13 protein-coding genes are annotated in these 13,061 nt (G+C 60.7%); 6 read left to right on the top strand and 7 right to left on the bottom strand.

Annotation, left to right across the window (positions count from 1 at the left end; translation table 11 throughout):
• Positions 1-55 precede the first annotated feature (55 nt).
• From purC to dapA, 4 genes are read right to left on the bottom strand one after another with little or no spacing between them, the layout of a single operon-like run.
• Entirely contained in the window at positions 56-769 is a 714-nt protein-coding gene (purC, locus tag ABEH28_RS13070; protein WP_192170882.1) for a phosphoribosylaminoimidazolesuccinocarboxamide synthase, read from the bottom strand.
• 60 nt (positions 770-829) lie between these two features.
• A complete protein-coding gene (locus ABEH28_RS13065; protein WP_346630111.1) occupies positions 830-1,588 on the bottom strand; it encodes an MBL fold metallo-hydrolase in 759 nt (252 codons plus the stop codon).
• Complete coding sequence (gene bamC, locus ABEH28_RS13060) at positions 1,589-2,704, bottom strand: outer membrane protein assembly factor BamC (protein ID WP_192132093.1); 1,116 nt, start codon at positions 2,702-2,704, stop codon at positions 1,589-1,591. It lies immediately after the preceding gene.
• A 17-nt stretch (positions 2,705-2,721) separates the two neighbouring features.
• Positions 2,722-3,600, bottom strand: a complete 879-nt coding sequence (gene dapA / locus ABEH28_RS13055) for a 4-hydroxy-tetrahydrodipicolinate synthase (RefSeq protein ID WP_282370503.1) — start codon at positions 3,598-3,600, stop codon at positions 2,722-2,724.
• A gap of 307 nt (positions 3,601-3,907) precedes the next feature.
• Here dapA and ABEH28_RS13050 point away from each other — a divergent pair, with 307 nt between their 5' ends.
• Together ABEH28_RS13050 and ABEH28_RS13045 are read left to right on the top strand one after the other, a co-directional pair.
• A complete protein-coding gene (locus ABEH28_RS13050) occupies positions 3,908-4,471 on the top strand; it encodes a glycine cleavage system protein R (RefSeq protein WP_037014004.1) in 564 nt (187 codons plus the stop codon).
• Positions 4,472-4,481: 10 nt separating this feature from the next.
• Positions 4,482-4,955: a peroxiredoxin gene (locus tag ABEH28_RS13045; protein ID WP_346630110.1), complete on the top strand. Its 474-nt coding sequence runs from the start codon at positions 4,482-4,484 to the stop codon at positions 4,953-4,955.
• A gap of 115 nt (positions 4,956-5,070) precedes the next feature.
• Here the strand turns inward: ABEH28_RS13045 and ABEH28_RS13040 are convergent, their stop codons facing one another.
• Both ABEH28_RS13040 and ABEH28_RS13035 read right to left on the bottom strand, forming a co-directional pair.
• Positions 5,071-6,141: an AI-2E family transporter gene (locus ABEH28_RS13040; RefSeq protein ID WP_346630109.1), complete on the bottom strand. Its 1,071-nt coding sequence runs from the start codon at positions 6,139-6,141 to the stop codon at positions 5,071-5,073.
• Positions 6,142-6,178: 37 nt separating this feature from the next.
• On the bottom strand, positions 6,179-6,430 hold the full coding sequence (locus ABEH28_RS13035; RefSeq protein ID WP_192170877.1) for a sulfurtransferase TusA family protein: 252 nt from the start codon (positions 6,428-6,430) through the stop codon (positions 6,179-6,181).
• Between the two features lie 146 nt (positions 6,431-6,576).
• Between ABEH28_RS13035 and ABEH28_RS13030 the strand changes: the two genes are divergently transcribed.
• Positions 6,577-8,013: a M48 family metalloprotease gene (locus tag ABEH28_RS13030; RefSeq protein ID WP_065986750.1), complete on the top strand. Its 1,437-nt coding sequence runs from the start codon at positions 6,577-6,579 to the stop codon at positions 8,011-8,013.
• A 102-nt stretch (positions 8,014-8,115) separates the two neighbouring features.
• Here ABEH28_RS13030 and nadA read toward each other — a convergent pair whose 3' ends face one another.
• Positions 8,116-9,174 carry a quinolinate synthase NadA gene (gene nadA, locus ABEH28_RS13025; RefSeq protein ID WP_346630108.1) on the bottom strand — a complete coding sequence of 353 codons (1,059 nt, stop codon included), beginning with the start codon at positions 9,172-9,174 and terminating at the stop codon, positions 8,116-8,118.
• A 254-nt stretch (positions 9,175-9,428) separates the two neighbouring features.
• Here nadA and ABEH28_RS13020 point away from each other — a divergent pair, with 254 nt between their 5' ends.
• The 3 genes from ABEH28_RS13020 (at position 9,429) to ABEH28_RS13010 (ending at position 13,025) form a co-directional block, all read left to right on the top strand.
• Complete coding sequence (locus ABEH28_RS13020; RefSeq protein WP_346630107.1) at positions 9,429-11,288, top strand: ABC transporter ATP-binding protein; 1,860 nt, start codon at positions 9,429-9,431, stop codon at positions 11,286-11,288.
• Positions 11,289-11,433: 145 nt separating this feature from the next.
• Positions 11,434-12,036: a TetR/AcrR family transcriptional regulator gene (locus tag ABEH28_RS13015; RefSeq protein ID WP_346625505.1), complete on the top strand. Its 603-nt coding sequence runs from the start codon at positions 11,434-11,436 to the stop codon at positions 12,034-12,036.
• A 215-nt stretch (positions 12,037-12,251) separates the two neighbouring features.
• Positions 12,252-13,025, top strand: a complete 774-nt coding sequence (locus ABEH28_RS13010) for an alpha/beta hydrolase (protein ID WP_346630106.1) — start codon at positions 12,252-12,254, stop codon at positions 13,023-13,025.
• Positions 13,026-13,061: the final 36 nt, after the last annotated feature.

The following is a 13,061-nucleotide window of genomic DNA, read 5'->3' as shown; positions in this document are numbered from 1 at the left end:
GGATTTTTTCGCGTTCTTTCAGATGCTTGCAGCGTTTTCCGCTTGAAGCGTTGGATCAGAGCGGTACGCCGAGACGCTGGGCGACTTCTTCGTAGGCTTCGATGACATCACCGAGGCCCTGACGGAAGCGGTCCTTGTCCATTTTCTTGCGGGTTTCTTTGTCCCACAGGCGGCAGCCGTCCGGGCTGAACTCGTCGCCCAGGACGATCGAGCCGTCGCTGAAGACGCCGAATTCAAGCTTGAAGTCGACCAGCAGCAGGCCGGCGTCGTCGAACAGTTTGCTCAGGACTTCATTGACCTTCAGCGACAGTTCTTTCATGCGAACCAGTTGCTCGGCGGTGCCCCAACCGAACGCGACGACGTGGGAGTCGTTGATGAACGGGTCGCCTTTGGCGTCGTCCTTCAGGAACAGCTCGAACGTGTAAGGGTTGAGCTTCATGCCCTCTTCCACGCCCAGGCGCTTGACCAGGCTGCCAGCGGCGTAGTTACGCACGACGCATTCGACCGGGATCATGTCGAGCTTCTTGACCAGCACTTCGTTGTCGCCCAGCAGTTTGTCGAACTGGGTCGGAATGCCGGCGGCTTCGAGCTTCTGCATGATGAAGGCGTTGAACTTGTTGTTCACCATGCCTTTGCGGTCAAGCTGCTCGATGCGCTTGCCATCGAAAGCCGAGGTGTCGTTGCGGAACACCAGGATCAAGCGGTCAGCGTCATCGGTCTTGTAGACCGACTTGGCTTTGCCGCGGTAGAGTTCTTCACGTTTTTCCATGATGGGCTCCGCTTGCTGAATCTTGCTGAATAGTGGGGGGCGAGTCGCCCGTTTGGGACGCTAGGCGATTTCGCGCCAGTCGAGCCCTGAATCCTGATCGGCCAATTGTAGCCAGTCCTCGTCGCACCCAAGGGTGTCGACAAAACATTGCCGGGCCAGATGCGGCAGGTTGTTCTTGCTGCTCAGATGGGCCAGCACCAGGTGCTGCAGATCCTGCCATCCCAACTCGTTCACCAGACTGGCGGCCTGATGATTGTTCAAATGACCGTGATCTCCGCCCACCCGCTGCTTGAGAAAGTACGGGTACTGACCCCGGGCGAGCAGATCGCGACAGTGATTGGACTCGACCATGAGCGCGTCGAGCCCACGGTAGCTGTCGAGCACCATCGGGCAATACGAACCAAGGTCAGTCAACAGCCCGAAACGCCGACGACCGTCGTTGAACACGAACTGCGTCGGTTCCAGCGCGTCGTGGGCCACCGACACCACGTCGATACCCAGACCACCGATGCGCACACCCTGCCCGCCCACAAGCCGAAGACCAGCTTCCACCGGCTTGCGCATGCCGCGCAGCGTGCCGTCGCTGAGGTACACCGGCACATCGTAGCGCCGAGACAGCAAACCCACGCCATGCACATGATCGGCATGTTCGTGGGTCACTAGAATGGCGCTGAGCTGTTTGCCGCTGACGCCCAGCCTGTCGAGCCGTCGTTCGGTTTCTCGCAGGGAGAAACCGCAATCGACCAGCACGTACGTGTCGTTGCTCGCGACCAGCGTGGCATTGCCGCGACTGCCGCTGCCCAGAACCGCGAAGCGCACTTAACCCAGGTTGTCCTGAATGACGCTCAACACACGACGAGCGACTTCAGTCGGCGCAACGGTGTTGATGTTCTTCTCGACCGTGACCTGAACGTTCTCGCCGACCTTGCTCAGGCGAACCTGATACCGCTCGGCGCGGGCCTCCTTCTCTTCCTTGGACTCTTCACTGCCGAATACGCGACTGAGGAAGCCAGGCTTGTTTTCAGGCTTGTCGGCTTTTTCTGCCAGGTTGATGTAGTACAGGCCCAGGCTGCGGTTGATGTCTTCAACGCGCCAGTCGCCCTGGTTAAGCGCACGACCGACGCTCGACCACGCGCGATCCAGATCCGCGCCCAGGTTCAGCACCGGGTTGCCGCTGCCGTCTTCGCTGAGGGAAACACGGCTTGGGGTGTCGAAATCACGCGCCGCCAGCAGGGACACCGAACCGCCCTTCTCGGCAGTGCGGGTCAGGCTTGCCAGCATGTCGTCGGTCAGCACGGAGTCGAGGCCAACGTTGGTGCTGCGCGACGGGAAGGCAGGGTCATCGCGGCTGCCGGCCGGACGTTGCACGCTGACCACATAGATTTCACTGGTGTTGCGCTGCACGCCAGGCTCAATGCGAACGCGGACGCGGGTTTCGGTGTTGGCGGCATCGCCACTCGAACCCATGCGCTTGGCAACCGATGCGGACAGTTCGTCCATGCGCTGCCAGGTGGTGTTGAATTCACCGGTTTGCGGACGATCTTCGGCAATACGGAAGCCGTTGTCTTCAAAGTACTGATGCGCCACAGGCCAGACTTCGGCCGGTGCGCGCTGGGCGAGAATCCAGCGGTTGTCGCCGCTCTTCTGCAGCGTGTAGTCCCCGGAGTCCTGAGCAGTAGTCAGAGGTTGCGGACGCGGCACGGTGAATTCACCCTTCTGGGTGTCATCGGCGACGTTGCGCGGGATCGGCAGCAACGGGTCCAGTCGTTTGACTTCTTGAACGCCCTCGGGCATTTGCATCGGAGGCTTCTGGGTCGCTTCCAGGTAATCGCTGCTGCGATCGCGGAAATAACCGTCCTGGCCAAAAAGCCAGCTGCAACCGCTGGTGCTGGAGATAATCAAGGCTAGTGCGGAAAGTCCGGCCAGTCGCTTCATTGCGTAATGCTTCCTCATTAGACCAATACACCGGACTGGCGCAGGGCCTGACGCAGCGGCTCGCGGCAGGACTCGCTGAGCCAGGTGAGCGGCAGACGAATACCGTCTGGCATCAAACCCATCTCATGCAGGGCCCATTTCACGGGAATAGGGTTCGATTCGATGAACAGGGTCTTGTTCAGCGGCATCAGTTTTTCATGGATTTTGCGGGCGGTGTCGGCGTCACCGGCCATCGCGGCCTTGCACAGATCGGCCATGGCGCGCGGCGCGACGTTGGCGGTGACCGAGATATTGCCTTTGCCACCCAGCAGCATCAGCTCGACGGCGGTTGCGTCGTCGCCGGAATAGACCAGGAAGTCGCTGCTCACGCCGGCAAGAATATCCTTGGCGCGCTGCAGGTCTCCGGTGGCTTCCTTGATGGCGATGATGTTTTTGACTGTCGACAGGCGGATAACGGTTTCGGCTGACATGTCGCAGGCGGTACGGCCCGGCACGTTATACAGAATCTGCGGGATGTCGACGGCTTCGGCGATGTGCTTGAAGTGCTGGTACAAGCCTTCCTGGGTCGGCTTGTTGTAGTACGGGGTGACCAGCAGGCAGGCATCGGCACCGGCGTTCTTGGCGTTGGTGGTCAGTTCGACCGCCTCGCGGGTGGAGTTGGCGCCTGTGCCGGCGATGACCGGAATGCGGCCAGCGACCTGCTGAACCACGCGGCGGATGACTTCGATGTGCTCGTTGACGTCGAGCGTCGCGGATTCACCGGTGGTGCCGACGGCAACAATGGCGTTGGTGCCCTCTTGCAGGTGAAAGTCCACCAGTTTGCTCAGGCTGTCCCAGTCGAGACGACCTTGTGCATCCATGGGTGTGACCAGTGCCACCATACTGCCCGCAATCATGCAAACCGCTCCTGCCGGAAAAAGAGAGCGGTAATGGTACTGGCGCCATGATCCTTGCACAAGGCGAGCATTCCCCTCGGCGCCGGTTTTCGCTACCCTTCGGTCTTTGATCGGTACGGGTCATCTGCCCGGCTCGTTCGACTGCTCGATTTTGTCGTCACTTACCCCGCCCTGCGTCGCGCGCCATGACAGGCCCATGGCCGCGATTGACGGCTGCGGGTCGGGGCGACATCACGATGCCTTCGTCCGTCGAGCCCGCCGGCACAGGCCTGCTGCGTACCGACCGCTCATCGTTTAGGAATGCTGCATGTCATCCATCCCCACAGTTCGCGAACAATTCCTTGTCATCAGTGCCCTTGGCGCCAACCCAATGGAGCTGACCAACGTCCTGTGCCGCGCCAGTAACGAAAGCCGTTGCTCGGTCGTCAGCTCTCGCCTTACTCGCCACGGTGAGTGCAGCGCGCTGATCCTGCAGATCTCCGGCAGCTGGGACGCCCTGGCGCGTCTGGAAACCGGCCTGCCCAACCTGGCGAAGAAACACGCCTTCACCGTCAATGTGGTGCGCAGTGCTTCGCTGGAAAACCGTCCGGAAGCCCTGCCCTACGTGGCCTACGTCAGTTCGGCGTACCGCCCGGACATTATCAACGAGCTGTGCCAGTTCTTCATCGACCACAACGTCGAGCTGGAAAACCTGATCTGCGACACCTATCAGGCCCCACAGACCGGCGGCACCATGCTCAACGCGACGTTCACCGTGACATTGCCGGCCGGTACCCAGATCAGCTGGCTGCGTGACCAGTTCCTGGACTTCGCCGACGCACTCAACCTCGATGCGCTGATCGAACCATGGCGCCCTCAAGCACCGATGTAAGGAGTCTCGAATGGCTGTAGAACTCGACCAACCGGTTGCCGACTTTCAGGTGCAGGCCACGAGCGAACAGGCGGTCAGCCTGTCGGCGCTCAAAGGTCAGCAAGTCGTCCTTTATTTCTACCCAAAGGACAGCACCCCTGGCTGCACCACCCAGGGCCAGGGCTTTCGCGATCATCACGCCGACTTCAAGGCCGCCAACACGGTGGTGTTCGGTGTTTCGCGGGACAGCCTGAAATCCCACGAGAACTTCAAGGCCAAGCAGGAATTCCCGTTCGAGCTGATTTCGGACAAAGATGAATCGCTGTGCCAGCTGTTCGATGTGATCAAGCTGAAAAAGCTGTACGGCAAGGAATACCTGGGCGTCGACCGCAGCACCTTCCTGATCGACAAGGACGGTGTGCTGCGTAAAGAGTGGCGCGGCGTGAAAGTGCCGGGGCATGTGGCGGCGGTGCTTGACGCAGCTCAGGCGCTGAACAAGGCTTGATCGCCATCATGTAGGCCTGAGCTTGCCCGCGATCGGGGGCCGTTTAGTCATCGTAGGTGGACCATGACGACGCCGATCGCGAGCAAGCTCACTCCTACAAAAAGCGAGGCAACGCCTATAACAACGGCGCCACCGTCGGTTCGTTCCGTGGCCACGCATCCAGCACGGCCTTGAACAGGGTCGCCAGCGGAATCGCAAAGAAAATCCCCCAGAACCCCCATAGCCCTCCGAACAACAGCACGGCGCAGATGATCGCGACCGGGTGCAAGCTCACGGTCTGGGAGAACAGCAGCGGCACGAGCACATTGCCGTCCAGGGTCTGGATGATGCCGTAGACCGCCATCAGATAGATGAACTGATCGCTCCAGCCCCACTGGAACAGCGCGATGAACGCCACGGGCACCGTCACCACCACCGCGCCCACATAGGGCACGACCACCGAAATCCCCACCAGCATCGCCAGCAACGCCGAGTAATTCAGGCCCATGGTCACGAAGGCGATGTAGGTCACCCCGCCGCAGATGAAAATCTCGATAACCTTGCCGCGAATGTAGTTGGCGATCTGCCGATTCATTTCCTCGGCCACATGGGTAATCAGCGTACGTTCACGGGGCAGATAGCCCCTCGCCCAACGGCTGATCATCCGACGATCCTTGAGGAAGAAGAACACCAGGATCGGCACCAGAACCAAGTAGATCATCATGTTGACCAACAGCGGCAAGCTGGACAGGGAAAACGTCAGCGCCCATTGCCCGAACTTTCCGACCTCGCCGCGCGCCACTTCGATGGCCTGCAGGACCTGTTCGTCCGACACCAGATGCGGATAACGCTCCGGCAGCAGCAACAGCAACGACTGCCACTTGGCGAGCATGCCGGGCAATTCGTTGAACAAGGTGATGAGCTGTCGCCACAGCAGTGGGACCAGAACCAGCAAAAACAGCGCCAGCGCCCCCATGAATAACGCGAAGACCAGTCCGACTGCGCCACCTTCCGGGACCCGCAGGCGTTCAAGCAGGTTGACCAACCCCTGCATCAGAAAGGCGAGCACCAGTCCGGCCAGCACCGGGGCAAGCACGCCGCCGAGGGTGAGAACAACGGTAAATCCGAGAACCAACAGCACTGCCAGCACTACCGCTTCCTCGTCGGAAAAGTAGCGCTGTATCCAGTCGCGAAGCACTTTGAACATCAAGAATCCTAGGAGGGTTGCGAGGGATCAGAAACGCTCAGGCCTTGCGTAGCCAATACCGATAAATGCCGTCAGCGTTTTCTTCGTGCAGCAGCACGTGCCCGGCCAGTTTTGCGAAGGTACGGAAGTCGCGCTGCGAGCCTGCATCGGTGGCCGTCACTTTGAGGACCGCGCCGCTGGCCAGACGATTGAGTTCCATCTTGGCCTTGAGCAAGGGAAGCGGGCAGTTGAGGCCGCTGGCGTCGAGCTCTGCATCGCAGGGTGCGGGGTGTCCTACAGCGTCAGACATCGTTTCTCTCCGGATAGACACATCCGCCCTCGCATAAAAGCAGTCAGGCGGAAGAACATTCTTACAAGTTTTCCAGAATACCCCACTCTGGTCAGCAAGCCATCGAGCCAGCTACAGTGGCGCCTTTCTGCCCCAGAGTTTCGTGCATGAATTTTTTGCGCCCCACGCTGCTGACCCTCGCATGCCTGCTGGCAGCGCCGAGCTTCGCAGAAGATGACCTGCCCTCCCTCGGCGACGCGAGTTCATCCATCGTTTCTCCCCAGCAAGAACATGACCTGGGGCGTGCCTGGCTCGGGCTGCTGCGCTCTGAAGTGGCGCAGCTGTCCGACCCGCTGCTCAAGGACTTCGTCGAGTCCTCGGTCTATCGGCTGGCCGAAACCAGCCAGGTGCAGGACCGCCGGCTCGAATTCATCCTGATCAACACGCCGGAGATCAATGCCTTCGCAGCGCCCGGCGGGATCATCGGCGTCAACGGCGGGTTGTTCCTCCATGCCGAGACCGAAGGCGAATACGCCGCGGTCCTCGCCCACGAATTGGCTCACTTGTCGCAACGGCACTTCGCCAGGGGCGTGCAGGCGCAGCAGCGCATGCAAGTGCCGGTGATGGCGGCGATGCTCGCCGGTATTGTCATGGCCGCAGCGGGCGCGGGGGATGCGGGGATTGCCGCGATCGCTGGCACCCAAGCGGCCGCGATTCAGGAGCAGGCGCGGTTCTCCCGGCAAAACGAAGCAGAAGCCGACCGCATCGGTATTCTCAATCTGGAAAAGGCCGGCTACGACCCGCGCAACATGCCCACCATGTTCGAGCGGTTGGCGCGCCAGTATCGCTATGACGCCAAGCCACCGGAATTCCTGATGAGCCACCCGGTGACCGAATCCCGTATTGCCGACACGCGCAACCGCGCCGAGCAAGCCAAGCCCGGCGGCAAGGAAGACAGCCCTGCGTATCAACTGATGCGCGCACGCACCGTGCTGATATACGAAGAAACCCCGGGCATGGCGGCCAAGCGCTTCCGTGCGCAACTGGCCGAGAACCCGAAAAACGATGCGGCTCGCTACGGTCTGGCACTGGCCCAGACCAAAGCGGGTCAGCTGAATGAGGGCCGCGAGACGCTGAAGCCCCTGCTCGACAAGGCGCCGGACAACATTCCCTACAACCTCGCCGCCGTGAACCTGGACATCTCCAATAATCGCCTGCCCGACGCTCAACAGCGGGTGGACCGGATGTTGAACCTGTACCCGGACAACTACCCGCTGAATCAGGCGAAAGTCGACGTCCTGCTCAAGCAGTCCAAGGCGCCGGAAGCGCTGAAGTCTCTGGAAATTCTGTTGAAGAGCCGCCCGGACGATCCGGACATCTGGAATCAGGTGGCGGATACCCGTGGTCTGTCGGGCAACACCATCGGCCTGCACCAGGCCCGTGCCGAATACTTCGCGCTGATGGGCGATTTCAAGCAAGCGATTCAGCAGCTTGAATTTGCCAAGCGACGGGCGAACAACAACTTCCAGCTGGCCTCACGCATCGACGCGCGGCAGCAGGAAATCATTGCTCAGGAGCGGGCGGTGAAGGACATGATGAACTGAAGTCAGCTACAAGCGGCAAGCCATAAGCTGCAAGGTGGAACGCAGCAAATCGCCTTTTCGCTTGGAGCTTGAAGCTTGAAGCTTGAAGCTTGCCGCTACAGATCATGCATTACCCGAAGCTTTCATCCGCGCCGCCTGAGTAAAGTCGAGCATGCGCTGCAACGGCCGAACGGCGTGAGGGATAACCGCCGGGTCGACGAAGATTTCGTTGGTACCTTCGCGCAAACACTGAAGCGTGCGCGCCAGCGTGTTCATCGCCATCCACGGGCAATGGGCGCAACTGCGGCATGCGGCGCCATTACCTGCGGTCGGTGCCTCAATGAAGACCTTGTCCGGGCACAGCTGCTGCATCTTGTAGAAGATGCCGCGATCGGTGGCGACGATGAAGGTGGTGTTCGGCAGCGTTTGCGCCGCCTTGATCAACTGGCTGGTAGAGCCCACGGCGTCAGCCAGGTCGATAACCGATTCGGGGGACTCCGGGTGCACCAGAATGGCAGCGTCCGGGTACAACGCTTTCATGTCCTCAAGCTGCCGGGACTTGAACTCCTCGTGCACGATGCAGGCGCCGTCCCACAACAGCATGTCGGCCCCGGTCTCGCGCTGGATGTAACGCCCCAGATGCTTGTCGGGCGCCCAGATGATTTTCTCGCCGTTGTCCATCAGGCTCTCGACGATCTCCAACGCGCAGCTGGACGTCACCACCCAATCAGCACGGGCTTTTACAGCGGCTGAGGTATTGGCGTAAACCACCACGGTACGCTCGGGATGCTGATCGCAGAACGCAGCGAACTCCTCGACCGGGCAACCAAGGTCCAGCGAGCAGGTAGCCTCAAGGGTTGGCATCAGGATGCGTTTTTCGGGAGTGAGGATTTTTGCGGTTTCACCCATGAAACGCACCCCGGCCACCAAAACGGTTTTCGCCGGATGGTTTTTGCCGAATCGCGCCATCTCCAGAGAATCCGAAACGCAACCGCCGGTTTCTTCCGCCAGCGCCTGAATCACCGGATCGCAGTAGTAGTGAGCGACCAGCACAGCGTCCTGAGCCTTGAGCTCGGCGGCGATCAAACGGCGGTACTCAGCCTCCTCTTCCGGGCTAAGGGTTTTGGGCTGTTTGGCGTCCAGGTGCGCTTGGACCAGAAGGCGTTCGGAGATGTGTGTCATGTCGGTGGACCTGAATGCGCGTACGGACGGAAAGTCCGCATGATAGAAAACGGCCGGGAAGTTAGCACGGGATCTGTTGAGCGATCACTTACCGGCAGTCACCGACTGCTGATCTTCAACCATCATGTTGGCGTCCTGGACGCCGCGAGACCGTCTCGCAATCGGGCGGAACGACCCATCCGCGAAAGCCTCGAACCCTCAAGTTAGCCATTCAATGGCAGAATCTGCGCCACTGGACAGTTTTGGAGACCCTCATGCTGCGCGTATTTGAACGACGGCTCGACCCCTTTCCACCCGACGAAGCACCGCCGCCACCCATAGGTCTGGCGCGTTTTCTGTGGGCCTGCACCCGTGGAGCGCGTGGCTATATCCTCGCCCTTGCGGTGCTCAGCGCCTGCGTATCGCTTTACGAAGCCTGGCTCTTCTCGTTCCTCGGGCAAGTGGTCGATCTGCTCTCGACCTGGAAGGACGGCGGCGCCACCGCGGGCGAGGAAAGTCGAGCGCTGTGGGGCATCGGCATTGTGCTGGTGATCAGCATCGGGCTGGTGGCCATGCGCACGATGGTTCAGCACCAGGTGCTGGCGATCAACCTGCCGCTGCGGCTGCGCTGGGATTTTCACCGACTGATGCTGCGGCAAAGCCTGTCGTTCTTCTCCGACGAGTTCTCCGGTCGGGTCACCACCAAGGTGATGCAGACCGCGCTGGCGGTGCGGGACGTGCTGTTCACCCTGATCGAAATCGCGCCCGGCATCGGCGTTTATTTCATTGCGATCATCGCGCTGGCCGGCGGCTTCGCCTTGAAGCTGATGCTGCCGTTCATGGCCTGGATCGTATTGTTCGGCCTGGCCATGCTGTACTTCGTGCCGCGCCTGGGCAAAGTCGGTCAGGAGCAGGCCAACGCGCGGTCGTCGATGACCGGGCGGATCTCCGATGCCTACACCAACATCACCACGGTGAAACTGTTCTCCCACTCCAAACGCGAAGCGCAGTTTGCGCGTGCGGCGATGGAGGACTTCAAGCAGACCGGCTTTCGCCAGATGCGTCTGGTGAGCCAGTTCGAGATCGTCAATCAGGCACTGGTTGTCGCGCTGATTCTGGGCGCAGGCGGTTATGCCCTGTGGCTGTGGCATCAGGGTGACGTCGGCACCGGCGCGGTGGCCGCGATTACCGCCATGGCGCTGCGCATCAATGGCATGTCCCACTGGATCATGTGGCAGATGACCTCGCTGTTCGAGAACATCGGCACGGTGCAGGACGGCATGGCGACCCTGACTCAGGGCCCTAAAGTGCAGGACGCGCCGGATGCAGCCGTGTTGAAGACCACCGGCGGCGCCGTGACCTTTGACAACGTCAGCTTCAACTACAACGGCGAGCGTCAGGTGCTGGAGGGTTTGAATCTCGCCATCCGCCCCGGCGAGAAGATCGGGCTGGTCGGACGTTCAGGCGCCGGCAAATCCACGCTGATCAATCTGCTGCTGCGCTTCTATGACGTGGACAGCGGCGAGATTCGCATCGATGGGCAGAACATCAGGCAGGTCACGCAAGACAGCCTGCGCAGCGCCATCGGCATGGTCACGCAAGATACGTCGCTGCTGCATCGGTCCATTCGCGACAACATCGCGTATGGCCGACCTGATGCCACCGATGAGGAAATCCACACCGCTGCGGCCAACGCCCAGGCCGACGGCTTCATCAGCCAGCTCAGCGACAAGCATGGTCACAGCGGCTACGACACGCTGGTGGGTGAGCGCGGTATCAAGCTGTCGGGCGGCCAGCGCCAACGGGTCGCCATTGCTCGCGTGATGCTGAAGAACGCGCCGATCCTGCTGCTGGACGAAGCCACCAGCGCACTGGATTCGGAAGTCGAAGTGGCGATTCAGGAAAGCCTCGACGAAATGATGAAAGGCAAAACCGTCATTGCCATCGCCCACCGGCTGTCGACCATTGCGGCCATGGACCGGCTCATCGTGATGGACGACGGTCGCATCATCGAACAAGGCACCCATGCCGAACTGCTCAACAAGAACGGCACGTACGCGCGGCTGTGGCATCACCAGAGCGGCGGGTTTCTAGGCGAGGACCAGGGCGTGCCTGAAGCGGTGGATCAGGTTTAGCGGGCAGGCGCGCTTTATAACCGCAGCGACACGACGGCGATGGGGGTTAAAGCTGTCGTGTCGAGCCGGTCCCCGCCGACACACGACAACATCGTCCATCAGAATCCGCTAGTAGACCGACTTACTAGGATGTATTCTCCGAGCCATGAATACTCCCCAAACACGTGGTTCATCTGATGTCCGTCAAGGAATCCTCGACGTCGGCCAACGCATCATGGCCGCCAAGGGGTATTCCGGCGTAGGCCTGAACGAAATTCTGGCCGCGGCGGGCGTGCCGAAAGGCTCCTTCTATCACTACTTCGGTTCCAAGGATGCCTTCGGCGAGGCGTTGCTTGAGCACTACTTCGACGACTACCTCGCGGATATTGATCGCATCCTCGGCGAGCCCGGCCTGCCCATGGGCGAGCGCCTGATGAGTTACTGGCGGGTCTGGCAAGACACCCAGTCGTTCCAGGAATGCCAGGGCAAGTGCCTCGCCGTGAAGCTTGGCGTTGAAGTGGCCGATCTGTCTGAAACCATGCGCGCGGTGCTCAAGCGCGGCACGGCCGGGATTACCGACCGGCTCGGCAGCGCGATTGAGGCCGGCATTGCCGACGGCTCGTTGCCCGCCTGCGAGAACCCTTACGCCGTTGCGCAAAGCCTGTACCAGCTGTGGGTCGGCGCCAGCGTGATGGTCAAGATCGAACGAAGCCTCGCGCCCTTCGAAACAGCCATGGCAACCACGCGCACGATTTTGCGCCTGACCTGATCAGCGCCCCGCAATGTCCCGCCGCTCTCTTTGCCTTCGTTCCTCCTCTGCATAGCGCCTGCCGGTCTCTCCTGACCGGCTTTATACCTTCGCCGCGTCCATTGCCAAGCACGTCAAAAAGGCCTCCTGAAATAATTTGAAAATAACTCTAGACGACTGGTCTACTCAGAGTTAAGGTGTACCCACATTAACCCGCCGCCACAAGGACTGACGTGATGAAAACCAGAACAACGATCACCGCTCTCGCCACTGCCGTGACATTGCTCGCCGCCGCTGGATTCGCGTCAGCCCAAGACCGCCCTGCCGCTCCCCTGACCGCCAAGACTGTAGTGCTGGTCCACGGCGCTTTCGCCGACGGCTCCTCCTGGAACAAAGTGATTCCGCTGCTGGAAAAAGCCGGCCTCAATGTGGTGGCAGTGCAGAACCCGCTGGATTCCCTGGAAGGCGATGTCGCTGTCACCAACCGCGCCATTGCCGCTGCTCCAGGCCCGGTGGTTCTGGTGGGTCACTCCTGGGCTGGCGCGGTCATCACCGACGCTGGCGTCAACGACAAAGTCCGCTCGCTGGTCTACGTCGCCGCTTACGCCCCGGATGATGGCCAGTCAGTATTCGATGCCGTTAAAGGCTATCCCGACATGCCCGGCCAGGCCTCCTTCGTCAAAGATGCAGACGGCTACGTGAAAGTCAGCGACGAAGGCGTCGCCAAATTCTTCGCCCCTGATCTGCCCCGCGCCGAACAGAAACTCGTCGCCGCGACCCAAGGCGCGCTGAACATCAAAGCGCTGAGCCAGCCAATTCCCCACGCTGCCTGGCACAAGGTGCCCTCCTTTGCGGTGGTGGCCACAAACGACCAGATCATCTCGTCACAACTGCAGCGCGATCAGGTGCAGCGCCTGCACGCCGATTCCATCGAAGTCCCTTCAGGCCATGTTGCGATGCTGGCCTATCCCAAGGCCGTGGCTGACCTGATCATAAAAGCCGCCAAGTGAATTTCGTTTTGCCGCTGAACTAGACGACTAGTCTAT

It is taken from the genome of Pseudomonas sp. Ps21-P2 (genome assembly GCF_039672565.1).
Taxonomy (GTDB): Bacteria; Pseudomonadota; Gammaproteobacteria; order Pseudomonadales; family Pseudomonadaceae; genus Aquipseudomonas.
This window is presented reverse-complemented; position numbering and strand designations above follow the sequence as displayed.

What these genes read in the sequence shown, in the direction of transcription:
- purC (WP_192170882.1), bottom strand. Translation starts at nt 769, where the DNA reads ATGGAAAAACGTGAAGAACTCTACCGCGGCAAAGCCAAGTCGGTCTAC.
- bamC (WP_192132093.1), bottom strand. Translation starts at nt 2,704, where the DNA reads ATGAAGCGACTGGCCGGACTTTCCGCACTAGCCTTGATTATCTCCAGC.
- dapA (WP_282370503.1), bottom strand. Translation starts at nt 3,600, where the DNA reads ATGATTGCGGGCAGTATGGTGGCACTGGTCACACCCATGGATGCACAA.
- ABEH28_RS13050 (WP_037014004.1), top strand. Translation starts at nt 3,908, where the DNA reads ATGTCATCCATCCCCACAGTTCGCGAACAATTCCTTGTCATCAGTGCC.
- ABEH28_RS13045 (WP_346630110.1), top strand. Translation starts at nt 4,482, where the DNA reads ATGGCTGTAGAACTCGACCAACCGGTTGCCGACTTTCAGGTGCAGGCC.
- ABEH28_RS13040 (WP_346630109.1), bottom strand. Translation starts at nt 6,141, where the DNA reads ATGTTCAAAGTGCTTCGCGACTGGATACAGCGCTACTTTTCCGACGAG.
- ABEH28_RS13035 (WP_192170877.1), bottom strand. Translation starts at nt 6,430, where the DNA reads ATGTCTGACGCTGTAGGACACCCCGCACCCTGCGATGCAGAGCTCGAC.
- ABEH28_RS13030 (WP_065986750.1), top strand. Translation starts at nt 6,577, where the DNA reads ATGAATTTTTTGCGCCCCACGCTGCTGACCCTCGCATGCCTGCTGGCA.
- nadA (WP_346630108.1), bottom strand. Translation starts at nt 9,174, where the DNA reads ATGACACACATCTCCGAACGCCTTCTGGTCCAAGCGCACCTGGACGCC.
- ABEH28_RS13020 (WP_346630107.1), top strand. Translation starts at nt 9,429, where the DNA reads ATGCTGCGCGTATTTGAACGACGGCTCGACCCCTTTCCACCCGACGAA.
- ABEH28_RS13015 (WP_346625505.1), top strand. Translation starts at nt 11,434, where the DNA reads ATGAATACTCCCCAAACACGTGGTTCATCTGATGTCCGTCAAGGAATC.
- ABEH28_RS13010 (WP_346630106.1), top strand. Translation starts at nt 12,252, where the DNA reads ATGAAAACCAGAACAACGATCACCGCTCTCGCCACTGCCGTGACATTG.